Below are 21,360 nucleotides of genomic sequence, written 5' to 3'. Positions count from 1 at the left end.
TTTATGGGGCCGTCTAATCACTAACTATGATGTTACTGAATTCTGATTTTTCGCAGCGTGCGATAATTACTCCGGATGATTATCAGTGGGTACCTTCACCCCAGCCCGGCGTTGAACGCATAATGCTTGACCGGATTGGTCATGAGAAGGCGCGCGCAACAAGCCTCGTCAGGTATGCGCCCGGATCCGAATTTCCTGCACACAGCCATCCCGGCGGAGAGGAGATTCTGGTGCTCGAGGGGACTTTTACCGAAAACGGCGTCGATCACCCCGCCGGCTGGTACCTGCGCAGTCCGGACGGTTCGTCTCACCAACCCTCAAGCCGCGACGGCACAACCATTTTCGTCAAGCTGCGTCAGATGTCTGCCGATGAACGCCAGCCGGTCCGGATAAATACGCAGGAGGCTGCTAACTGGCACGGTCAGCCGCAAAGACAAATCTGCTCCTTATTCTCCGGTCCTTCTGAAACCGTTCTGCTCCAGAAGCTTGCTCCGGGCGAGCGAGTCTTCTGGGCGCCGCTTGTTGGTGGTGCAGAACTCCTTCTTCTGAAAGGGCAACTTGGCGCGCCGGAAGGGTGCTATGAGGCAGGAAGCTGGCTGCGGTTTCCACCGGGCGATATGCCTGCTCTGATGGCCACCGCCTCTGGTGCACTTTTTTATCTGAAAACGGGACATCTCAGCCCGATAACCTTTACCGGAGCGACATTTTGAAGCAGAGCGTTGTTATTATTGGTGCGGGTATAAGCGGCCTTTATGCCGCCACGCTTCTTGAAAAAGCGGGCGTGGATTATGTAATACTTGAAGCCCGTGACAGAACGGGCGGCCGCGTGCTGTCAGGCCTGGAACTGGCGGGCACCTCCGCAGGTTTTCCTGTAGATATGGGGGCAGCGTGGTTCTGGCCTGATATTCAGCCGGACTTCGCGCACCTGATTGATCGGCTCAACCTTTCGACAATAGCGCATGGCCGTCCGGGTGACATGCTCTACGAACGCCAGTTGAATATTCCCCCCGAACGCTACCCGGCATGGGAGAGCTCCCCGGCGTCTTTCAGGCTGAAGGGAGGAATGCAGGCGCTGACGGCGGCACTCAAAAATCAGATCCCGGTTGAGAAGATTAAAACCGGCCATCAGGTGGTGGCTGTTTCCCGGTCCGGTAAGGAAGTGCAGGTCCATACCCGGTCAGAAGGCAGTAATAAAGCCGTGTTTTACGGTGAGCATGTTTTCCTCGCTTTGCCTCCTGCCCTGGCAGCTGAAATAGATTTCAAACCGGCGATGCCGGAACGACTGCTTTCAAACTGGCGGAAAACCCCGACATGGATGGCTCCCCATGCGAAATATGTCGCTGTATATAAAACAGACTTTTTGCATGCACGACAGCTTTCAGGGAATGCAGGGAGCCGCGTGGGGCCAATGGTTGAGATCCACGACGTATCCGAGCCAGATTCGGGTAAAATAGTGCTTTTTGGTTTTATTGGCGTACCGGCAAAATCGAGGCGGACCGTCACTGAAGCTGTGCTCAAAGGACTCTGCCGGGAGCAACTTGTGCGTTTATTTGGCCAGGATGCGGCAGAGCCTGAGGCTGAGTATATAAAAGACTGGTCGGCCGATCCGTTTACTGCAACGGAATTTGATCTCCTGCAGGAAGCCGGGCACGCAGTGCCTGAGCAACTGCCCGCCAGGGGAGAATGGACTGGCGAGATAACGGGTATTGCCAGTGAATGGTCGCCGCAGTTCTCAGGCTATCTGGCAGGCGCAATTGACTCTGCATCAAAGGGCGTTCAGCGCTGGCTACAACAGAATTAAGCCCGTCAAATGGTTTGTAGCCTTTCGAGCCGGAGTGGTAGGTTAAAAAGCGTCATTTTGGTACAGCGGGTATACGTACATCACTATAAAGTGATGATATGTGTATTGTTCACGTTGGGAGGATTAATAACTTATGAACGTCTACCACTTAATTTTCATATACAGATTAGTAAATTGAAGTGTACTTCAAAATGGTAAATCCGCTCTGATAATGTAATAAAATGGGAGTTGGCGTTGATTTAATTGGGTTTTCGTCGAGAGCGGAATGAAATTACGAAGTAGCCAACAATACCATCCCAGGCAATGCAGTAGTATTCACGAACGATTTTTTGAGTTCAAAATGGACGACTCAGGCTATTAGTTTAATTTTTTAATCCAAAGATAAATAGGCGCATTGCTTATTGTATAATGCGCCTAAAGTTTTTATCTGATTGAATGCTTGTCTAAATATAAACCCAATTCAGACTCCAGCGTTCTACATGTCACGTCCAAATTAATATCGATATATCCCATCGTCGTGGTAATACTCCTATGCCCTAACAATCCTTTAACCATCTGTAAATTTCGATCAGGTGATTTCATAAGCTCAGTCGCTAATGTATGCCTGAAACGATGGGGAGAAACAGCAAAGCCGCACTCTTTAGATAATCGTCGAAAAAATGATTTTACCGGCTGTAGTGTGGCAACCGGCGGTAGATTTTCTCTATCTTTCTCAGTACCTAAGAACCTATTAACATCAAAAATAGCGCTAATTGATTCGGCACCATTTTCAATTGCCCGCTTAATCAGTAGTTGCAGCTGAGGTTTTAATGGACCAACAATTGGAACACGCCACTCTCTGTGCGTTTTACTGCCGTCGAGGCGCAGCTCGATCCAGTTCTCTTCAAGATTAATATCCATCAACCTCACATGCATCAATTGATTTATGCGCATGCCGGTATAGCGCAAAGTGTCCAAAACTGTGGTCCAGAACCATGCCGGATGCAATGCACAGCGCTTCATCTCAGCTATTGAAAGATCAGTGTCTAAATCAACATGCTGCTGCATTAGAAGATAGACACGGGTCAGCTGCGTTTTAGATAATGTTTTTTTACGCTTGTTATCAGCCCGGACTAAAACCTCATTAAACGGGTTTTCAGTCTGAGGGATGAGGTTCGCTTTCATGGCATAATTAATGATGGCACGCATGTGAGCTACTTTGTTATTCCAGGTGACGGCAGATGAACCTTCCACATTAATAACATGCCGTCGCCATTCCTGAACATCGCGCCGAGTTATCTCACTGAGCGTTCTATCAAGCCCATAATATTTCCTAAAACCATTGACTACTTTTCGGTAACTCCACTCCGTATGGGGGCGAAGAAATTTTACGAAAAAATATTCATCCAACAACGAATCCCAGCTTGTATCGCTATCAACCTGACTCATAACCTTTCCTTCGATCAGCAATTAAAATACCACCCTTTGGGCAGCAGCTCTCCTCCATACACCTTCCAGAAAAGCGTCAGGGAACCACGAGGAACTGACTATCATCCGGCACATCAGAACTACGGATGATCATCGTGGATTTGACCAGATAGCCTTTCACACGTTTATAAGGGCCGTTACGGTCGGCACTGTTGTAGAGAGTGGCAAACGTAAAACGCTTGCCGTTGTTACGCCGATGTCGGTTAAGTCTTTCAAACCCTGCCTGAACGTTTTCACGTTCATCAGCAGACTGACCGGTTTGCTTCAGATATCGATAAAATATGCCCGGTACAAGCAGGAAAACAAAACCAGCGACCAGTTGCACGCGTGAATCTGCTTCATTGCACGCTATCGTTCCTTTTTCGAGACCCTCAACCAGCCAGGACCAAAACGCCTCGCCAATCTGTTTCTTAGAAATCTGTGAGGTGTTCTCAGGTGTGACGGGGATCGATTCTGGATCACGCCGCTGCGTTAGGTAAACTTTGTTGACGTATTTTTCATCACTTTCAGAAGATCCGTAGGCTTGGTTTTGTGCATTATCAGAATTATTCGCACTAACTTGACTACCATTCTGGATGTAAAACTTATCTATATCAGAACCATGATCGATATTTTCAGAGCTGTAGCGGCTATTTTCTATTTCAGCAGTAGCTAAATAGCCACTTTCAATAACATAACCCTGATTAATGTATTCGTCATGAGTAGTGTCGCTATACCATTCCACGGGGATTTCTGCGGGTTGATCGTTAACTTTTTCCGCATATGAATCTGACCCATTTTCCTGAACTATTTCTACGGAATGTAATTCACGTGGCACTGAATTCAGTTGCGCTTTATTCAGTAATAAATGGACCTGCTTTTCTGCGGAATTAATTCCGGCCAGTTCAAGAAACAGGCAATCTCTCACATTGGGCAGTTTTTCCATCCAATTTATCGCGCTTTTAGGCAACATTGAGGCAGCAAATGCCAGCCGGATAATGTTGTCTTTTGTTGGTAATTCGGGTTGCGGGTTCACTTTGAAGCGATATTGCATACCCGGCGCGTTCGATAGTGGATACCAGATTTGGCCATCTTCCAGTTCAGCTTCAATGCAAAGTAACTCGGGAACGTGCCGGTAAAGAGCCAGCCAAAATACGACGCAGTTCCAATGGCTGGACTGCGCGGCCTGATCTTCAGGTGCAGCACTGGCAGGAAACACCATGCCTTTCGATAACTGCAGCGTGGTAACGATTAGCTGCAGAGTGAGATCCAGTAATCCACCTTCGATATTCCAGTCCGCGATACGCACTGCAGGCAAATTTTGATAACGCTCGGCCAAAGTTTGAAGCGGTTGCAGGCAAAATTCGTCATAGGCGGATTTGGTCAGCAACGAGTTCTGCCAGATTTTTTTCAGCAGAGCCTGGCGCGATGGCGTGCCCAGCAGCAGCTGATGGTTTTGCGGTGTGAAGTAGCCTTGTCGTTTAACCGGCAACGATGGCTGAAAGGTGCTGCGTCTGAATCTATTTTGTAGTTTTGGGAACATGTTTCACCTCCAGATCGGAGGCACTATCGTTCCAGACTGCAAGTAATCACAGCTTAAAATCATTTTTGGAAAATGCGATTTAATTGCCGCTCAAAAAAAAGAAACCATCCTCAGAAGAGGATGGTTTGGTTTCAGGCTGCGTCTTCTTCAACTTGTTCGCCAAGCGGCTGAAGCAAATATTCCGATGCCTCACGAGCCTGACGACAAGCGCGGAACAGCGCTTTCTTGTCCGACTTCAATATCTTCAACCAGTGATCGATATAGCTGTCGTGCTGCACTTCGCCATACACACCAAGCTGCGCGCAGAGAAAAGCACTGCCCAATTCAGCAATCAGCTCCTCAAACGCATAGATGGGATCGCCAAACTTTCGCGTTGTCGAAGTAATGCCTTCCCGGTTCAGGCGCTTATGATGGCCGCTTGAATGCACCAGTTCATGCAGCAGAGTTGACCAGTAATCTGCGCTGGTAAAGAACTGCGACATTTTCGGCAAAACAATTCGGTCAGCTGCAGAGTTGTAATACGCGCGGTTCTGCTCAAGTGAAGTGATCTTAACGCCAGTTGCATTTAGGATTTCAATCATTTGCCCATGTGTATCGGCATCTAACTCGTCATCTTCCTGGTAGTCGAGTGCGACGGTTGGTACTGAAAAGGACTTGGGCAAATCATCACACTGCTGCACATTGAATAGCTGAATGCTACGCAACATGATGCGTTGTTCCATCACGGTTTCACCTTGTGCGTTTACACGCTTCTGGCCAGTTTTGTCTGTAGATTCGACTTCAAACGGCTTGAAGAAAACTGCGATGGTCGATTTCTCACCTTTGCGAACATGGCCGCCAAGTGCCTGAGCCTGCTTCCAAGTTAGCCAGCGGTTGGACTGAAAGCCTTGCTCCTCAGCCGACAGCCACAGCAGCATGATGTTCACGCCATTGTAGTGTCGCCGTGTCGCAGCGTTGGATGGTATAGGTGATTCTGCTGATCTCTTGCTGTCTCGCCAGGGTTTGCGCCAGGGCAAAACACCGCGTTCAATTGAAGCGACGATTCTGTCAGTCACCTGCTGGTATAGATCAACGTGATTGGTTTGGGATTTACGGGGTTTGCGTTTGGTAGGCATAAGATACTCCTCGAAAGGCGCATCTCTTCCCCTGATGGCGAAGAAATACGCCACAGGGTGGTTGGTGAAATGAAGACGAAATTATTCGTCTTGTTGTGCGATGGATTCAGGGATTGGCCACTTACCGCCTAAGTTGAGCGTTAGCCAAACCTGAACGTTGGCCCATTCATCCATCGTGCCATCTGAGTTTATGTCGTAGCATCCCGGACAGAAGCGGTGTGCTATCAGCAACGTTGCTTTGACCAAGAAATCGTATGGTCTGCATGGTTTCCAAAGGAACGTGGTTTTACAGAAACCGCAGCCCGATGAATGCTGGCCGAGGTGAAAAGTTTCATATGACGAGTCCAGGCGCTCTTCACCGTTGAACGTAATCGCCGGTTGGCCATCGAGTCCTTCAACGAGCAGTTCACTAGGTTTAAGTAACGGATATTTGCCGTCAGCAGTGCAAATGACCATTGGGTCTAAAAAACCGGGTACGTAGCGGTTTTGAGCAAGCAAAAAGACGTTGGCGACCATAGTGGTCAACAGCAGCCATTGATCGTTGGGTACAGACTTCACTTGGTGATATGAGTGAACATAGCCCATGAATAAATCCTCCAGATTGTTTGTATGGGGGATTTATCCGCTAACGGGATAAAATCCCCGTCAGGGTGGGTAATGCGAGCCTTGCGGCGATGTGATGAGAGAACCTTTACCATCGTGGATGGCACCCGCTCTAAAGGTGTGCGAGTATTGGGACCACCTTTTGGCGCTTCTTTCAGGTCCGTGAAGCTGTCGAAACTTTCTTGATATTAATTGACATGTATTACTAAAGCAAGGAAGACATACCCCATGAAAAAACATTTCCAAATATATGGTCCAAGATATTTATACATCATACTTATATTAATAGTGATACTGTATGCAATTTTTGTTTTATATAAAACAAGACCCATTGATGTTTATTCTATGGAAAGAGCTGGCATGTTTGGAGATAGCTTCGGGGTGATAACATGCCTATTTACTGCATTAGGATTTGTTGGGCTACTGATCAACCTAAGAGAGCAGTCCTCAAATAATAAGCGTCAAGTATTTGAAAATCATTTTTTTCAGATGTTAAATCATCTTAATGAAATAACTAAAGATATTAATGTTAGCGAGTACAATCCAATATTAATGCGCGATGAAGAAACTGTCGGGCGGGCAACATTTAAAACCATGAATGATGCATTGAAAGTAAAATATAAATTTAAAAAAAAGAGCTTTCTGAAGATTTATCTAATAGGGGTTATTTGAGCTCTCAGTATGAGCGATTCTGGGATGAATATGGAAGGCATCTTGGTCATTACTTTAGATGGTTGTATCACTTAATGGGGTTCGTAGATAAGTCAGAATACAACGACAAGGATTTCTATATTAAGCTCATTTGCGCTCAATTATCAAACCAAGAGTTGGTGCTACTTTTTTATAATTCTTCATTTGTGAGAGGAGATACATTTAAACCACTCTTGATTAAGTATCAAATTATGAGCAATACAGAAAAAGAAGATCTCGCTAATAGTAGCCACAGCTTACTGATACCCGAACTGAAATTTTGGAATAAACTATAAGTTATATATTTTAGCTATGTAATTACCTCTTCCGTCCCCATGTCCCAAATCCATCGAAACCATCGCCTCAGCTTCCTTCCTGCTGAGGCCGTTTTTCATATGCCACTCGGTAGCCTCTCGAGAATATGCATATCTCAAACTATGCGGTGCTTCTTTGCCCGTTAGTCCAGAATTTCTGACCACATTTCGGTATCGCTCGATCGCGCTCCTAAGCCCAGCTGTATCAACTAACTTGCCGCTATGTTCTGCCGAATACGCTACTGCTGCATTCAAGCTTCGCACCAGTTCATCGCGCTTGACGACCGTAGTATCTCTCGGTCTACCACCTTTCGTACCAAACACGACGCGCAACCGTTCATCCCCACGCGCCAGCGCCTGCTGCCACGTCTTTAGTGATTTAGCCGACTGCACCGCTTCTTCCGTTCGCAATCCGATATAACGCGCAATCTCCATCGCCAACGCGACACCTTCGTCTTTACTACGTACGAGGGCGAGCGCCTCGTGAAAGCGCTCGTCCGTAATCGCCGTCTTTGATCCGGCTCGACTGGCACCTGACAGATTGAGAGCATCGTTACTCAACTTTTCATGCTTCGGATCGGCAAGTTTAGTTCTGCCTGCAGTGGTCAGAATCGCGCGCAGCGCCGCCATTTCGTTCTGCAGCGTGCGTTTTGAGATATCATCCGCCAGACGGCTACGCACGTAATGCTCGATGTGATGGGTCTTGATATGGTTCACGTCCCTGATCTGGATATTGAGTTTCAACATCTGCTCGGCCAGCCGTGCTGCTATGCGCGAACGATCGGCAACGGTTTTAAAACTGCCGCCAGATTGTCTGGCCAACGTCACCAGCTGTTTGCTGAACTGCTTATTTCCTCGCGACATACATCCTCCAAATAAACATCTCTACCCCGACGGCACGGTTTCAGGTTGCGCTTCCTGCGTCTCAGCGGATATCTGTGCATCGGGGCGGCGAAATGTTGAGTTGTTGCGAGGTCTCCACAGCTCTCAGAGCTGATCGCGGCTAATGCCGGTTCCTGATTTCTCAGGACGCCTCCGTCCGTCAGGGTCGCTGACGTCGCCTTGATATCGCGTTGAATTTCTCCTCAAATAAGTTGCCAACGTTCACTGAATGCTGGGGTGGTTGATGGTTGTAATAACGAATTACGTGTTGGTCAGACGGTAAGCGTCGTCGCAGAAGTCCGTATTACGTGGTGTTGACGTATACGCGCTGCGCGCGTCACTTGGTTGTTGCTACGCGCCAACGCAAGTGACGCCGCGCAACTTCTGCCTGTATTTGCGAGGTTCGTTCGTCGCCAAATGTTCCAAATGGCGGAAACGATCACGCAAACTGGCCGTGCGCTGTAGCTCGTATCGATGGGATGAAGTTTATTGAACCGTAGTGATGTAGTGGAAACCTTGGACGTTGCTTTTGCCCGCTACTTGCAAAGGTTGAGTAGCTTTGCCGGTTATCCCGGATGCAGCCGCCAAATGGCGTTTCTCACAGGCTGCTGAAACTTTCGCTGATGACCGCCGCTGGGGTGCCCCTTTCAGGTCATGAGGGCTTTGTTGGTTGCGTAAACAACTATGGCAACGATTAAAATACTAGCAATATCGCCAGAAATGGTCAAACTTAAATCAAATTGCAAGCCTTGCAATGGGCAGCAGATTTGTACCGAAAGGGTGAATTTTCATATGGGGGAAGTGATGAACAACAACAGGAAGTCACAACATAATTTCATTCATGTGATATTTGGAAAGTCTTCGGCTGCTTTAAGTTCACTATCGATGACTGTCAGCCGCAGGCTGAATGTTCGGTTTAATTTGGCAAAAACAGTGCTTCTATTTTTACTAATACTTTTAGCTTTGAGCATTATCTCAGGTAGTGTTTTCGCTATGGCTATCTCAATAGCAATTGGAACCGCAATCTGCGGAGTAAACGTATTTCCTTCTTCTACAAATAAAGAGGGTGCAGAAAAACAAGAAAATGACCACAATTACGGTTCCAATGGCTCTAATGGATCTGATGGTTCAACTGGCTCATAATTTACTTTGAGATTTTAGAGCTAATTGTTTCACCAGCACTACCAGCTGCATTTTTAACACTTGATGCACCATCACTTGCCATCCGTGCTATTTCACCAATTCTTATTCCTGCCCATGAAAATGCAGCCATCCACAACGCAGGCAACACAATAAACATCGCCCCCATAACAAAGTTCATAATCAAATCATCAGAGCTATTCTGGAAGCCAGCCGCATTCCAGCGGCTATGCGTATCAGAACTATAAAGGGCTTCCATCAGCCAGCTATCCAGCCAGCGCGCCAGTTCCCACCAGAATGTCAGGAAATTAAGCGCGAACACCACAAAGCTGACGGTAATAACAGTTTTAAATTCATAACTACCGAACGCCAATATCAATGGAAGCATCACGTAAATGGCCATCAATAATAAAGCCTGAACCATCGGTAATGCCTGGCGCATCGCATCGAATGCCGGAAACGCAGCTAAGCTGCCTAATGACATTCCCGCAATACCACCAATGCGGCTGGCGGAGTTATCCAACGTGAAATCAGCATTGCCGCCATAACCGGCATAGGTGCGGCCATTCTGCGAAACGGTCAAACTCTCCGGGCTCACAAGGCGGCGAACAATGCTCTCTTTGTATTCGGTGTTGTCCTTGCCCATCATTTTCAATGCAGCTGACATGCGCAGCCACATGCCAGGTGACGCCTGATCGACTACACGCGCCTCCAATCCGGTGTCAGCGCTGGACCACCATTCGCGGCAGGTTGGATAGCCGCCGCGCCCGGTGTCCGGTCTGCCGCTGTCGCGGCTCTCGTTCCAGGGGAATGACGCGCGTGGCGTCTTCGACTGCAGCTGATCGTAATAGCCGCTGCCGTTCAAAAATGTACTGCTACCCAACCACTCAACATCGCGTAGCGCGTCTTCTTCTTTCGTTTGCCCCTGATCCTGTTGCTTCCATAGGTAGAGCGCCAGTGCATAGCAATCGTTAGTGAAGTCCTGCAGTTCGGCGGCGAGCGCCGGATTACTGATGCGGGTGTGCTGAACTTCAAAGCGCAGCTGACGTAAATCCGGGCGGCAGGGAATGGTGGCCACAGCTGCCTGAGTGATGCCTTTGGACAGCTTGTGCATCAGCACCCACCAAATTGGCGCTGCTGCCGTTTGCCCGTCCATGCTGCTGATGATCGTCGAATAACCGCTTTTATCTGGCGCTTTGGGCGTCCAGGTGCCGCAGCTCTTGGAGCGGGATTCATCGTATTGAATGCTGTCTAGGCTGACGTTGATGATCGGCAGGCAGCAAATCAGCATCACAAAAAACGCGCTGTAGAGCGCGTTCTCGATGCGCGGCAATGAAAGCTTGCCTTTATTGCCTTCGTCATCGCCTTCTTCGCGCACCTTGAGCCAGATCCCCACCACTTTGAACACCAAAGGCAGCGCGAACAGACCGGTGGCGATCAGCAGATTCCAGATGCCGTTGTTGATGATCCAACCCAGCAGGGTGAGGAAAAATTCCAGATAGCTATTCGTCGTCATCAGTGGCCTCCCGTTGAGGCATAAAGCACCCATTCCATAATGGCGATATAGAGCGCGCCAATGCCGCCAATGCGCAGAATGGCGCGCCGCCACACGGGATCTGATTTCTTGCGCTGCCAGCACTGGAAGGTGAAGTAAGCCGTCACCGCATAGATAATCAGCCGCCACGTCAGCCAGAGCACCCATGTTTTCTCAAACCAGCGCATCAACTGTGCCGGTGCATCCGGTGACTCGCTGGCTGACATTACCGTCGCAATCACTACGCAGAAAATCGCAGTGAACGACACCATGCACGCGAGAACCTTCAGGAATTTACGCATCTCACTCCTCCCCGGATGGCGCGGAAAGCTGATTGAAGCGCGAATCAGTGTTCTCATGCGGCTGGCGCTGCGGATTCGTTGTGGCGCGATTGTTTTCGCGGTCAATGATGGTCAGCACGGAGTTACGCGCCAGTTCGCGCTTCAGCTCCATTTCATTCTTGAGCGCATTGATTTCCCGATCGAGCGACTCCACGCGGCGATCGCCTTCCTGCAGCGCTTCAGGCATTGCGGCTGCATTCGGCTCCGATTGGCCGGTCACGATCATGCGGCGCATCAGCAGCGCAGTTTCAACAGTGTCAGCCATTGCCAGTTCACCCGCCAGACGGCCAACCAGCGCCGCATTGTCCGGGTCGCGCTGTAGCGCTTTGATCACACCGCTGGTGATCGCCAGACTGCCGGTGCGCAATTTCGCCAGGTTCTCGGCGTTGGGTTTTTCCGCACCATTAACCAGCTTCACCAGTTGCTCGCCATTGATGCGCGTGGCTTCTTCCAGCATCGGTGAAAAGCCGGTTCCGGCGACGCTGGCGCCAGGTTGCTGATCGATATCGCCATCGGTGCATTGCGCGGCATCTTTGCAGGTGCGAATCGAGCGATCGCCCAGCACTTTTACCACTGCAGCCGCTGCTTCTTCGGAGCTGGAGAACTTACCGCAGCTGCCACCCGTGCAGCTGTCGCCGCTGACGCTGCCGGTGCTGTTGACCGGCAGATTATTCATCATGTTGTAGCCAGCGGCAGACAGGTCATGAGTCGGACGGATCGCGCGCTGGCCGCGACCACCGCGTTTTTCACCGCCAACCCAGTTGCTGCCTGATTCTCCCGTCACTTTTTCACCGGCATCGTTCACGCGTATCGCATCCGCATCGCCGCTGTTTACCAGCTTTTTGTACTCATCCATCGCGGCCTGCTGCGTCCACTTGCTGGAGTCGGAGAAATCCACCATGCGCTTCGCCATGTTCTGGCAATTGAGCTGAGCTTTGTCGAATGCCACATTGGCCTGCAGCACACCGTTGGTGAGCATTTCATACAGGCCGGGATTAGCGCGCTGGATCACCATCGCGGGCAAACTGGCCACTGCGCCGGTTGCACCCTGAACCACATCGCCCATCAGGTTTTTGAAGCCGTTGGTCATCCCATTGAGCTGATTGCCGACAGTGGTTTTCAGGTCGAAGTTGCCGCACTGCAGATCTGAACTCCAGCCAACGTCCAGCCCCAGCTTGCGCATGTTGCTGCGCGTCGCCGGTTGCGATATCACCGAGCCGCCGCCGAGGGTATAAAACAACTTGTCCGAAACCGCGCCGCTGGCACTCTTGCCATAACCCATGCTGCTGTCCTGAACCTGCGGCAGTGAAACGTCAAACGCCTGGGCGCTGGTTGCGATCAGCAACGCAGACGCCGTAAACCAGATGCGCGCGATCATGATTCACCTCCAAAATCGGTGCTGTAAAGGAAGGTCTGGCCGCGTCGTTTACAACAGCTGTAAGGCTGCCAGAGCGCGAAGGCTTGATTTCCATCAACGGCTGCAGTGAAGTTGCCATCCGGGAATACGGCGCAGTTTTCGCTGAGCTGCGGAGACAACCTCTGCCATTTGTGGTTTTTGAATCCGGTATTTTCCTCAACCGGCCCGGGCGGCCAGTAGCCGGGAGAAGGATTTCCTTTGAGGGTTTGATAGACGTGCGGCTGGCCGGTGCGGGTGATGATGTCGGCTACGCGCTGCGCCACCACGGCGGCGGCTTTGTCGTCATCGGTCTGCGTAACAAAGCCCGATCGCGGATAGACGTTGCTCCACATATTGGCCGTTGCCTGGCTGCCGATTTCGCGCATGCCTGGCACCAGTGCTTCCGGGTAAAGCGATTCAGGTATGCCGCTGCGCCACGCCAGCGTATCGAGTGTACTGAGTAAATAAGGATTCAGTGGCGTCGCTGCGCTCTCGCAGGAGTAGCCGGAGATGCTGCCGCCAATCAGCGAAGTAGCCGGATGGCCAATTGCGTCAGCGTATTTGAAGTGCAGATTGGTTTTACGTTTACCCGGCGCTTTCAGCTCCTCATTGCCGCCACCTGCTTGCACGCCGTACATACCGTTTTCAAGCCCGCCAGCCGTCTGACTGACGAACGCCATTTCCTTCCAGGGATTCGCGCCGGGTTGGGCATACGTTGAAACCACTGCTTCCGGGATAAAGTGCGTCACTTTAACCGATGTGCGCACCTTGCAGCCCCACGGTGTGCAGAACAGCCAGTAACAGATGCCGCTGACTCGCCAACTGATGCAGGACGGCGACACCGCGCTGGCGATGATCTGCGCGCTGGTGATCGCGGATTCGGCTGCCGGTTGCATCGCGGCGAACAGCAGCGCGGTAGTGGCCAGCTTCGCGCGCGTCATGGGTGGCCACCTTGTGCCCGGATGTTTTTCGCCAGGTCCACATCGGTTGTGCCATACACCACGTCCACATCATCGAAGACCACCGCCGGGTATTTTTCAATTCCCAACTTCCACGCCGCGATAACGCCGCGCCAGGCTTCCACCAACTGCTGCTGTTGATCCGCGCTCATGCGCTGCAGGCCGCTTTTGGCATCCTGCGCAGCAGCTGCGGGTTCACTGCTGAGCTGGCCAAACATTGCATTCTGTTGCCGATCGGGCGCATCGAGAAACACTATGCGCGTATCGGCATCAGCATTAATGGCCGGATGGCCAGCCGTGGTGAACACGGTGATGGCGGCAAAACCGGGAGATATTGAGCAAAGGAACAAGAGTGGGATCAGCGACTTCATCAGACTTACTCCACAAAGTGAGAGAAGCCATAACGGTGCGCCGGATGTGAGTCGAGTACAGCAAACAACTCTGTGTCGGATGAAGGGAATTAAATGTCCCCGGCCCGAAGGGGTGCAGAACAACTACGCCAGGTAGGTGTAACCTTTGGGTCGGGGACGGTGCAGACTATGCAAATTCTGGCACGACTTCACAAGCGAGAGTGCTCCGAAACAGGCGTCATTTCGTGTGCTTTGCTGAAAGTTTATGCGCCAGATAAAGCTGGAGATACAGCAGATCGGCGGCGTCAACAATGGTCATGTACCAGCGCGGGTGGTGATAGTCATCTTCTGTTGGCCAGCTCAGATGGCTATTCACTGTAATCAGCAGATCAATCGAGCTGCATAGCTTACCTTTGAAGTGCAGCGCGAGGCAGGAATGGCTGCCGACGCGCTGCGGATGGCTGGTGATTTTTACGGGCGGATTCACGCGCGAACGGATTTCATCACACAATCTGTCGAGCAGCGCCAGATCGCTGGCGAGAATTTCCGGTTCGCCCTGCGGCATCAGCGTGAATAGCGTGCGCGCCGCCTTGAGGGAAATCGTGGTGGTAATGCGGGGAATGGGATATTTGAGTTCCAGCATAAAGCTCCCGGTTTAAGCGGCGGCTGACTTGAGGCCGCGCGCCGCATCGAGCTGGCGGGCAACGATCACTGCAGCTTCCAGTTCGCTACAGTTATGTTGTCTCATCAGCTTGCGGCGTTCGGCTTTTTCCTCTTTCTCGGTCATGCCAAGAGCGAGGTACAGGCTGGGCGGCACGGCCCGAAAAAGTGCTTCAGTTTTCTTAGACAGCACAACACCTTCGGTGTAACAGCGCGGCAGCTTACTGGCGGAAAGCAGCACCGATTTTTGCTCATCGCTCAGCTTCTTGAAACGCGCGATTTGCTCCACTTCATCAGGCGGCATCGTCAGGCACAGCCACCATTCGGCCATGTTCAGCATCTTCTCGGCGATGTCCGGGTAATCCGCCAGATTCTGCGTCGCCATCCACAGCCAGGCACCGAGCTTACGCCACATTTTGACCACTTTGGTCATGTACGGCGACAGCAGCGGATTGGTGGTGGTGATGTGTGCTTCATCAATGGCAAAGACGATTTCGCGGTCGAGATACTGATCGCGCTCAGCGATGTTGTTAATGGTGTTCACCAGGGAAACCATCGCCAGCGCCATCTGCGCGCCATAGTTCTCGCGCGCCAGCGTACCCAAATCGATAAGCGTGACATCAGCCTCCGGCCACGGCGTGCCGGGGCGGTTAAACAGCTCACCTTCGAAGCCGCTGGTAAACATCGACATCGCACCGGCCATCTCATCGGCACGCGCGCGACGGCGTTCGGTCAGCAAAGGCTGGCCGCTGCTGTCCACGCTGTTATCACGCGCGATGGCAAACAGCGCGGTCTGCAGATCTTCAGCAATCATCTGGCGCGATTCGTCGTAGCTAGTCTGCGCCGCCATCATAATGGCTTCACGGATCAGGCCACGGTCAGAGCGTGTTAACCGTTCCTCTTCGCGCTTTTCGCCACCGGTGATCATCATGCGCGCGGCGATTTCCATCTCGCCGAGAATGTCGCGCTGTTCATCGCCATCGTCTTCATCGGCGTCAGGGATATCAGCTTCGTTGAGCTGCAGCTGCTCCGGTTTGAGGTCGAGCAACTGATGCGCGTCGGCGAACAGCGCCAGGCTGACACCGCAGCCGGGACGAATGCTGATTTTATTCACCGTCAGGCCAAGGCTTTCGCAATAGTCTGCATACAGGCCAAACGAGTTACCGGCTTCAGCAATAAACAGACGTGGGCGATGAATGGCCATCAGCTGGGAAAGCGTCGCACAGAGCGTGGCAGACTTGCCCGCACCGGTTGGTCCGAACAGCAGCATATGCGCATTCTGCGTGCGGTCCTGTTTATTCATCGGGTCGAAGGTCAGCGGTTCACCGCCGCGATTGAAGAAGCTGAAGCCGGGATGACCGCTGCCGGTGGCGCGGCCAGTCACCGGCAGCAAACCAGCCAGATGCTGCACCCACGTCAGGCGCGTGTACCAGTGGCGGCGATCTTTCTGAGGATTGAAGCACATCGGCAGTGCGCGCAGCCAGGTGTTCAGCGGCGATACGTTATATTCCGGTCGAACCGGCTGCAAGCCAGCGGTCAGCAGAACCGCCGACATGTTTTGCTGGCGTCGGTTGAGGTCTGCCAGATCGTTGCCGCGCAGCATGAAAGTCAGCGCGCCGCGATAAAGCTTGTGACGGCGGCCAAGATACTCTTTCACTTCGCGCACATCCTCGCGCACGCGCCCGGATTCGGTGTTTTCACCCACGGCGTTTTTGGCCAGCTTGATGAAGTCGCTTTCCAGCACGTCCTGCGGCTGGGAAACGATGGTCAGTGAAACCACTGTGCCTTCAGGCAGCAGATCCATTAGCGCGTTAATGTGCTCGCCGCGCGCCATTTCGCCGGTCAGCATGCCGGGTTCAGGCGGGCGGCGCAGACGCTCAATGGCAATGGCGCGATGCGGCTTACCGTCGAACCACCACATGCCGTTCTCCACATCCGAACGCGGCGGCGTGTACCACAGCGTTTCGGCAAAATCGTTGGTCATCGGCAGCTCGTCAGCTTGCGCATCATGATGTTTCGCGGCGGCGTAAAACGCTTCTTTGCTCAAACCATGCTGCGGATCGGGATTGAACAGGCGCAGCAGCCATTCATGAATCTGTGCGCCGGTTTGGCGCTGGCAGGCAACGCCAGACGCACCGAGTGATGCCGCCAGCCGGTCGCAAACCTGATTAAGCATGGTTACAGGTGGCAGCGCGTGAACATCTTTCACACCTTTGGCAGCACCAGGCACCCAGCGATAAATCACCATGCGCGTGCGGCGCTGCTGCCCGCGCCACGGCTGACCAGTGACCAGCGTGTCGCGGAACAAGCCGGTTGGAATGGCGATGTCCCGCAAATGGCGCTCGGTTTCACTCAGCCAGGCGTTGGTGAATTCAGTGCCGCGCGCCCAGGGTTTTACGTACTCTTTGACCGTGTTCAGATAGGGCGAGGGATCGTCTTCATCCTGACAAAAGAACTGCACCACCCACGGCGAGATATCGTCTTCTTCCAGGCTGTCCTGCAGCGCATCTTCCACCTGATCGCGGATTTCCTCCAGGCGCGCGGCGGTGCGCCCCTCGGATGAAATCGGCGTGATGGTATAAACCGCGCCGACCGAAACGCCATCATCAAGCAGCAGGCATTTATCTTCCGGCAGATACTCGGCCCAAGGCAGGTAATCAATGATGGAAGGTTTGGCGTGATACAGCGCGGCTTCATCCTGCACCGTCATTTTGCCGGGGCGCGGCAGTGGCTGCGGCTGACTGCTTTCAGGGAGGTTGCTGGCTTCTGAAGCGGGCTTTTTAAACAGGGAAAACATCATTACAGATCCTCCGTGCGCTCACCCGGCAAGGCGTACTGCACCTGGCTGTAAAACGGAAACACCGTGCTGTAGCCGGGAACCGGCGAGTTGCCACCGGCAAGATGCGGAAACACGTACATCACCATGTCGGGATTCGGCAGGCGCGGGAATTGTTGCGTGATCTCACTTTCCTGCGTGCGGCTGTATGAATGGTCGAGTTTGTCGGCACGCTGATCTTCCGTTTCACTCAGCGGGCGGCGCAGCGCTTCACGTCCCTGCGCACCACGCTGAGCCGAACCGCTCGCGCCTTTGCCTTGCCACAGCTCCAGCATGTTGCTGTCGCCCGCTGGCAGCATTTCATCTTTCGACGTGCTGCAGCCTGAAAGAACTGAAACCAGCGTGGCGAACACGACCGGCATAAATGCTCTGTTCATTCGCAATCCCCTTAGTCCAGTCCGATGCGCGCGGCATTACCCGGCACGCTGAAGTCGTAACGCACTTTGCGGCCTTTATCTTCGTAATCGATCGCCAGCTGCTGCGTGATGTGAACGGCCAGATTCGCGCCGGGCGGTACATACACCGCGTCGAACGTCTGCCCATAACGCTGTTTCACCCATTCGGAAACATCACCGACGCCACCGGCAATCGCTTTGCCCATCGCGGCCTGTCCGGCATCACCGGTGAGCGTAGAGGTCACGCCGCCGTAAGCGTTGGTTTGCCCGGTACGCTGATTTTCGTTGAGCGCTTCACCGGCAGCGGCAGCGCCGGAAAGTGCGAAGAGCGTTGGCAGGTAAGTTGATGCGTTGGATTTACGCGTGCCGCTGATGCAGGGAATACCGGCCTCATCCGAGATCCAGCCGATGCCGCCATCCTGCTTCTTGCTACCATCCTGGCCGTTGCTCTTACCGTTGTTATCCGGGCGCGGCAGCGTGCGAACCCGGCCATCACTGAAGACGAAGGTGATGGAATTCACCTGGCCACGTACGCAGGAAAGCGTCCAGTCGCCTGACGCGGTGCCGGAAACAATCGCGCCTTCCACATCGGGCAGCTCGATGCCGTTGGCAGTGAGGTTGTCGCGGCCAATCAGCACTTTGAACGGATAAGGATCGGTGACGGTGCCATTAATCGGCACGCGGCCCAGCAGTGCGGTCATGCCTTTGCTGCCAATCAGCGTGGAGTTTTCCGGCAGCGTATAAACCGGCTCAGTGCTTTCCTCTTCTTTCTGGCTGTTGGAGTAGCCTTTCACCTTTTGCTCGTAGTTGCTTTTGCTCTTACTCAGCGCGTTATCGCCGAGGAACGATGTCGGGAATCCACCGATTGCCGCTTTGCCATCGGCGGGAGCTGAACCCGCGCCCGTGCCGCTGCTGCGCTGATCGCTGGGTGAAACCCACATCACGCCATCATTAGTGTTGCCACTGGCAACATCATCCAGACCGAGCCCCAGTGGAATATCGCTGTTGTTCTGATCCTGCTTATCAGACGCCATGCGCTTGGCCAACTGGTTGCTCAGCTCCTGCACTTTGCTGGTCAGGGATTGCTGTTCCTGCTGCAGCTGCTGGCGGCGGTCTTCGGCAAGTTTTTGGTAATTCGCCACCGCCTCATTAACCTGACCAGCAACGTTCTGGTTACGCGTGCGCAGGCGGTCATTCTCTTTCACCAGATTGAGGTTCTGGCGGTCGAGCGTTTCCTGCTTACCGCGAATGGTTTTCAGCGTGCCAACCAGCGTGCGCAGCGTGTCTTCCGGCGTATCGCCCTCGACGCCCAGCGCCTTGAGCTCGGCAGGCGTCAGATCGGCCAGCGCTTTGGGCTTTTCTGGCGTGGCGCTGGTTTTCTCAGTTTCATTCTTGATGCTGCAACTTTTCATGCCCACCGCGACGCCCGCGAGCAGGAAGACCGGCACCAGCACTTTGACCAGCGTGTTCGATTTAATCTGCATGGTGTTTACCTCGCGCTTTGCGGCTCACCTTCGCTTCTGGAATCAATGCGTTTTCGGGGCGCGAATCCATCACCAGATAGAGCATGGTAGTGTCTTCAGGCGTGCCGACTAAACCGAGGAAACGGTGCTGGAAAGTGGCGGAAACAAACTTGCCCTGCAGCGAGCGGGGATCGAGAACGATTTTACGGCTGGTCATGTTGCGCACGCGAAACGCCACCACGTTCTGGCTTTGCACCGCCCATGCGGCGATAGGCTGGATCTCTAACGGTTCAGCGGGATAGAGCGTGGTAACACGGCTGGGTAAATGTAGCGGCAGCGAACGCACGCCGGGAACCGGCTCAACCGTGCGCAGCGGCGCATACAATCGCTGCGACGCGTAACGCGTGAGCAGCACCGGCAGCGGCGCAGAATAACTGACTTTCTTCTCTTCTTTGGCGACTTCAGCTTGCTCAGGACTGGCTTCAGCCTCGCTGTCGCCAGCTTCATAAACCAGCTTTACCGACTCGGCAGAGCCTTTCGCGCCTGCGGTGACATCGAGCATGATGATCTCGCCGTTCTCCACATCCTGCAGCTGGACGCGGGTCTGGGAAAACGCTTCGTTCGCTTTCAGGTACACCGCGCCGCCGGTGCTTTGCACGCGCAGCTTACCCTTCAGCGCTGGCGCGATGCCGACGCGCACGTTTTTATCGACGAATACCACACGCTCCTGGCCAACCTTGAGCGTGACCTGCAACGGGATGCGCTCCCACTTCATCAATTCAACTGCCTGAACCGGATTCGGTGTAAGTGTTGCCACTGGCAACACCGCGAACATCAGCCTGCAGGCAACATGCAATCTGGTGAGCGTATTCATCAAAACATCCCCTTATGCTCAGGCTTAGGTGCAGGCGGCGCGGCCTCCAGACGCTGCGGCATGCCGTCGTAGCAATCCAGCGCCAGGCCAAACTGATTCGTTTCGGGATCGCCATTCCAGCGCGTGACCTTCATCGGGTAGCGCACCATCGCGCGCTTAACCGGCTCGGTATGGAAATACTCGTCGGCTACCAAATCCAGCCGCGCAACCCAGTTGTCGCGGTCGCGCACAGTGACGCTTTTGGTGCTGTAGCCGCGCTCGGGGATTTCGTACACCACGCGCACGCGGTCAATCAGCTCGTTGCGGTTGGTGCGCTCGGTGGCATCTCTTTCCAGAAAGTCTTTGCAGCCCGGCGTCAGGTAAGGCGACAGCGCCCGAATTTTGGCGGGGTAATCCACCTCACCGTTTTTTGGCCAGGCATTAAGCTGCTGGAAAATATAGAAGGCAAAGGCGTAAACCGATGACGGCGGCACTTCCCACCAGGGGCGCGTGCTGCCGGTGCGCAAGTCTGGCGGGTTATGAATGGTCATGCTGCGTGGCGCTAGCATCCAGCCAGATGACGTGATCAGCACCAACAGAATGAGGAAAGCGCAGGCGATGCGCAGCGACTTGATGTGCTGATCGCTGCGTTGAATAGCGTTGCGGAACTGGCTCATTTTCCGGCTCCCTTAGGTGTACGGCGCAAGGACCAGCTGTGTGAGCTGATGATGAGAGAACGATCGCCATAGCCCATCCGGCGTTTCTTCTCCTCCAGCCGCTGCCAGATGTAGTTTTCAGGCTTGCCGCGTTTAAGGCGGGCCATCCAGCGCCCGCCAAACGCAATGAGTAGCAGCGGCATGAGCAGCATCCCGGTCGGGATGATGACCCAGCCGACCAGTGGAAAAAACGGCAGACACACCACGCCACCAACCGCTAATCCAATCAATGCCGCCAGCCCCAATTCCGGCGTGGTGAAACCGCGAAACACGACAGGTTCGGCATTCAGTCGATCGGGCAGGAAACGGATGGTCTGCATGCT

Annotated in this window: 22 protein-coding genes; 5 read left to right on the top strand and 17 right to left on the bottom strand. The window is 53.1% G+C overall.

Annotated elements, in window-relative coordinates; translation table 11 throughout:
- Nucleotides 1-26: 26 nt before the first annotated feature.
- Together AC6I8L_RS16515 and AC6I8L_RS16510 are read left to right on the top strand one after the other, a co-directional pair.
- Complete coding sequence (locus AC6I8L_RS16515) at nucleotides 27-710, top strand: cupin domain-containing protein (protein WP_082678093.1); 684 nt, start codon at nucleotides 27-29, stop codon at nucleotides 708-710.
- Nucleotides 707-1,801 (top strand): flavin monoamine oxidase family protein, encoded by a 1,095-nt coding sequence (locus AC6I8L_RS16510; RefSeq protein WP_058959241.1) that lies wholly within the window; start codon nucleotides 707-709, stop codon nucleotides 1,799-1,801. Before AC6I8L_RS16515 ends, AC6I8L_RS16510 begins: the two co-directional genes overlap by 4 nt.
- A gap of 423 nt (nucleotides 1,802-2,224) precedes the next feature.
- On the opposite strand, the gene AC6I8L_RS16505 is transcribed toward AC6I8L_RS16510, so the two are convergent.
- The 4 genes from AC6I8L_RS16505 to AC6I8L_RS16490 all read right to left on the bottom strand — a co-directional run bounded on the left by AC6I8L_RS16505 (nucleotide 2,225) and on the right by AC6I8L_RS16490 (nucleotide 6,490).
- The gene (locus AC6I8L_RS16505; RefSeq protein ID WP_058959242.1) at nucleotides 2,225-3,229 is read right to left on the bottom strand and encodes a tyrosine-type recombinase/integrase; all 1,005 of its coding nucleotides are present in this window, start codon (nucleotides 3,227-3,229) and stop codon (nucleotides 2,225-2,227) included.
- A 76-nt stretch (nucleotides 3,230-3,305) separates the two neighbouring features.
- A complete protein-coding gene (locus tag AC6I8L_RS16500) occupies nucleotides 3,306-4,790 on the bottom strand; it encodes a TraI domain-containing protein (protein WP_058959243.1) in 1,485 nt (494 codons plus the stop codon).
- Nucleotides 4,791-4,921: 131 nt separating this feature from the next.
- On the bottom strand, nucleotides 4,922-5,905 hold the full coding sequence (locus AC6I8L_RS16495; RefSeq protein ID WP_058959244.1) for an ArdC family protein: 984 nt from the start codon (nucleotides 5,903-5,905) through the stop codon (nucleotides 4,922-4,924).
- Between the two features lie 81 nt (nucleotides 5,906-5,986).
- The gene (locus AC6I8L_RS16490; RefSeq protein WP_058959245.1) at nucleotides 5,987-6,490 is read right to left on the bottom strand and encodes a hypothetical protein; all 504 of its coding nucleotides are present in this window, start codon (nucleotides 6,488-6,490) and stop codon (nucleotides 5,987-5,989) included.
- A 246-nt stretch (nucleotides 6,491-6,736) separates the two neighbouring features.
- Between AC6I8L_RS16490 and AC6I8L_RS16485 the strand changes: the two genes are divergently transcribed.
- Both AC6I8L_RS16485 and AC6I8L_RS16480 read left to right on the top strand, forming a co-directional pair.
- A complete protein-coding gene (locus AC6I8L_RS16485; RefSeq protein ID WP_058959246.1) occupies nucleotides 6,737-7,180 on the top strand; it encodes a hypothetical protein in 444 nt (147 codons plus the stop codon).
- 74 nt (nucleotides 7,181-7,254) lie between these two features.
- Nucleotides 7,255-7,494, top strand: coding sequence for a putative phage abortive infection protein (locus AC6I8L_RS16480; RefSeq protein ID WP_058959247.1), 240 nt, complete (start codon nucleotides 7,255-7,257; stop codon nucleotides 7,492-7,494).
- Here the strand turns inward: AC6I8L_RS16480 and AC6I8L_RS16475 are convergent.
- Nucleotides 7,489-8,376, bottom strand: coding sequence for an integrase domain-containing protein (locus AC6I8L_RS16475; protein ID WP_058959248.1), 888 nt, complete (start codon nucleotides 8,374-8,376; stop codon nucleotides 7,489-7,491). The genes AC6I8L_RS16480 and AC6I8L_RS16475 overlap by 6 nt on opposite strands.
- Nucleotides 8,377-9,078: 702 nt before the next feature.
- On the opposite strand from AC6I8L_RS16475, the gene AC6I8L_RS16470 reads away from it, so the two are divergent.
- Nucleotides 9,079-9,537 carry a hypothetical protein gene (locus tag AC6I8L_RS16470; protein ID WP_153012251.1) on the top strand — a complete coding sequence of 153 codons (459 nt, stop codon included), beginning with the start codon at nucleotides 9,079-9,081 and terminating at the stop codon, nucleotides 9,535-9,537.
- Nucleotide 9,538: 1 nt separating this feature from the next.
- Here AC6I8L_RS16470 and AC6I8L_RS16465 read toward each other — a convergent pair whose 3' ends face one another.
- From AC6I8L_RS16465 to AC6I8L_RS16410, 12 genes are all read right to left on the bottom strand, one after another.
- A complete protein-coding gene (locus tag AC6I8L_RS16465) occupies nucleotides 9,539-11,050 on the bottom strand; it encodes a conjugal transfer protein TraG N-terminal domain-containing protein (protein WP_058959249.1) in 1,512 nt (503 codons plus the stop codon).
- Nucleotides 11,050-11,370, bottom strand: coding sequence for a hypothetical protein (locus AC6I8L_RS16460; protein WP_058959250.1), 321 nt, complete (start codon nucleotides 11,368-11,370; stop codon nucleotides 11,050-11,052). The genes AC6I8L_RS16465 and AC6I8L_RS16460 overlap by 1 nt, the downstream gene beginning before the upstream one ends.
- A gap of 1 nt (nucleotide 11,371) precedes the next feature.
- Nucleotides 11,372-12,787 (bottom strand): integrating conjugative element protein, encoded by a 1,416-nt coding sequence (locus AC6I8L_RS16455; protein WP_058959251.1) that lies wholly within the window; start codon nucleotides 12,785-12,787, stop codon nucleotides 11,372-11,374.
- Nucleotides 12,784-13,746 (bottom strand): TIGR03756 family integrating conjugative element protein, encoded by a 963-nt coding sequence (locus AC6I8L_RS16450; RefSeq protein WP_058959252.1) that lies wholly within the window; start codon nucleotides 13,744-13,746, stop codon nucleotides 12,784-12,786. Before AC6I8L_RS16450 ends, AC6I8L_RS16455 begins: the two co-directional genes overlap by 4 nt.
- Entirely contained in the window at nucleotides 13,743-14,135 is a 393-nt protein-coding gene (locus AC6I8L_RS16445; RefSeq protein ID WP_058959253.1) for a TIGR03757 family integrating conjugative element protein, read from the bottom strand. The genes AC6I8L_RS16450 and AC6I8L_RS16445 overlap by 4 nt, the downstream gene beginning before the upstream one ends.
- 217 nt (nucleotides 14,136-14,352) lie before the next feature.
- Nucleotides 14,353-14,757 carry a hypothetical protein gene (locus tag AC6I8L_RS16440; RefSeq protein WP_058959254.1) on the bottom strand — a complete coding sequence of 135 codons (405 nt, stop codon included), beginning with the start codon at nucleotides 14,755-14,757 and terminating at the stop codon, nucleotides 14,353-14,355.
- Between the two features lie 12 nt (nucleotides 14,758-14,769).
- A complete protein-coding gene (locus AC6I8L_RS16435) occupies nucleotides 14,770-17,574 on the bottom strand; it encodes a conjugative transfer ATPase (RefSeq protein WP_374754029.1) in 2,805 nt (934 codons plus the stop codon).
- Nucleotides 17,574-17,987 carry a TIGR03751 family conjugal transfer lipoprotein gene (locus AC6I8L_RS16430; RefSeq protein WP_058959255.1) on the bottom strand — a complete coding sequence of 138 codons (414 nt, stop codon included), beginning with the start codon at nucleotides 17,985-17,987 and terminating at the stop codon, nucleotides 17,574-17,576. The genes AC6I8L_RS16435 and AC6I8L_RS16430 overlap by 1 nt, the downstream gene beginning before the upstream one ends.
- An 11-nt stretch (nucleotides 17,988-17,998) precedes the next feature.
- Complete coding sequence (locus AC6I8L_RS16425) at nucleotides 17,999-19,489, bottom strand: TIGR03752 family integrating conjugative element protein (protein WP_058959256.1); 1,491 nt, start codon at nucleotides 19,487-19,489, stop codon at nucleotides 17,999-18,001.
- Nucleotides 19,479-20,342, bottom strand: a complete 864-nt coding sequence (locus AC6I8L_RS16420; RefSeq protein WP_058959257.1) for a TIGR03749 family integrating conjugative element protein — start codon at nucleotides 20,340-20,342, stop codon at nucleotides 19,479-19,481. The genes AC6I8L_RS16425 and AC6I8L_RS16420 overlap by 11 nt, the downstream gene beginning before the upstream one ends.
- Entirely contained in the window at nucleotides 20,342-20,998 is a 657-nt protein-coding gene (locus AC6I8L_RS16415) for a PFL_4703 family integrating conjugative element protein (RefSeq protein ID WP_058959258.1), read from the bottom strand. Before AC6I8L_RS16415 ends, AC6I8L_RS16420 begins: the two co-directional genes overlap by 1 nt.
- Complete coding sequence (locus AC6I8L_RS16410) at nucleotides 20,995-21,357, bottom strand: TIGR03750 family conjugal transfer protein (RefSeq protein ID WP_034892368.1); 363 nt, start codon at nucleotides 21,355-21,357, stop codon at nucleotides 20,995-20,997. The genes AC6I8L_RS16415 and AC6I8L_RS16410 overlap by 4 nt, the downstream gene beginning before the upstream one ends.
- Nucleotides 21,358-21,360: the final 3 nt, after the last annotated feature.

Source organism: Type-E symbiont of Plautia stali (genome assembly GCF_059731115.1).
Note: the sequence above shows the minus strand (reverse complement) of the source record. Positions and strands in the feature narration are given on the sequence as shown.

Excerpts from the sequence above, each read along its gene's own strand:
- AC6I8L_RS16515 (WP_082678093.1), top strand. The coding sequence starts at position 27 with ATGATGTTACTGAATTCTGATTTTTCGCAGCGTGCGATAATTACTCCG.
- AC6I8L_RS16505 (WP_058959242.1), bottom strand. The coding sequence starts at position 3,229 with ATGAGTCAGGTTGATAGCGATACAAGCTGGGATTCGTTGTTGGATGAA.
- AC6I8L_RS16500 (WP_058959243.1), bottom strand. The coding sequence starts at position 4,790 with ATGTTCCCAAAACTACAAAATAGATTCAGACGCAGCACCTTTCAGCCA.
- AC6I8L_RS16495 (WP_058959244.1), bottom strand. The coding sequence starts at position 5,905 with ATGCCTACCAAACGCAAACCCCGTAAATCCCAAACCAATCACGTTGAT.
- AC6I8L_RS16490 (WP_058959245.1), bottom strand. The coding sequence starts at position 6,490 with ATGGGCTATGTTCACTCATATCACCAAGTGAAGTCTGTACCCAACGAT.
- AC6I8L_RS16485 (WP_058959246.1), top strand. The coding sequence starts at position 6,737 with ATGAAAAAACATTTCCAAATATATGGTCCAAGATATTTATACATCATA.
- AC6I8L_RS16480 (WP_058959247.1), top strand. The coding sequence starts at position 7,255 with ATGGGGTTCGTAGATAAGTCAGAATACAACGACAAGGATTTCTATATT.
- AC6I8L_RS16475 (WP_058959248.1), bottom strand. The coding sequence starts at position 8,376 with ATGTCGCGAGGAAATAAGCAGTTCAGCAAACAGCTGGTGACGTTGGCC.
- AC6I8L_RS16470 (WP_153012251.1), top strand. The coding sequence starts at position 9,079 with ATGGCAACGATTAAAATACTAGCAATATCGCCAGAAATGGTCAAACTT.
- AC6I8L_RS16465 (WP_058959249.1), bottom strand. The coding sequence starts at position 11,050 with ATGACGACGAATAGCTATCTGGAATTTTTCCTCACCCTGCTGGGTTGG.
- AC6I8L_RS16460 (WP_058959250.1), bottom strand. The coding sequence starts at position 11,370 with ATGCGTAAATTCCTGAAGGTTCTCGCGTGCATGGTGTCGTTCACTGCG.
- AC6I8L_RS16455 (WP_058959251.1), bottom strand. The coding sequence starts at position 12,787 with ATGATCGCGCGCATCTGGTTTACGGCGTCTGCGTTGCTGATCGCAACC.
- AC6I8L_RS16450 (WP_058959252.1), bottom strand. The coding sequence starts at position 13,746 with ATGACGCGCGCGAAGCTGGCCACTACCGCGCTGCTGTTCGCCGCGATG.
- AC6I8L_RS16445 (WP_058959253.1), bottom strand. The coding sequence starts at position 14,135 with ATGAAGTCGCTGATCCCACTCTTGTTCCTTTGCTCAATATCTCCCGGT.
- AC6I8L_RS16440 (WP_058959254.1), bottom strand. The coding sequence starts at position 14,757 with ATGCTGGAACTCAAATATCCCATTCCCCGCATTACCACCACGATTTCC.
- AC6I8L_RS16435 (WP_374754029.1), bottom strand. The coding sequence starts at position 17,574 with ATGATGTTTTCCCTGTTTAAAAAGCCCGCTTCAGAAGCCAGCAACCTC.
- AC6I8L_RS16430 (WP_058959255.1), bottom strand. The coding sequence starts at position 17,987 with ATGAACAGAGCATTTATGCCGGTCGTGTTCGCCACGCTGGTTTCAGTT.
- AC6I8L_RS16425 (WP_058959256.1), bottom strand. The coding sequence starts at position 19,489 with ATGCAGATTAAATCGAACACGCTGGTCAAAGTGCTGGTGCCGGTCTTC.
- AC6I8L_RS16420 (WP_058959257.1), bottom strand. The coding sequence starts at position 20,342 with ATGAATACGCTCACCAGATTGCATGTTGCCTGCAGGCTGATGTTCGCG.
- AC6I8L_RS16415 (WP_058959258.1), bottom strand. The coding sequence starts at position 20,998 with ATGAGCCAGTTCCGCAACGCTATTCAACGCAGCGATCAGCACATCAAG.
- AC6I8L_RS16410 (WP_034892368.1), bottom strand. The coding sequence starts at position 21,357 with ATGCAGACCATCCGTTTCCTGCCCGATCGACTGAATGCCGAACCTGTC.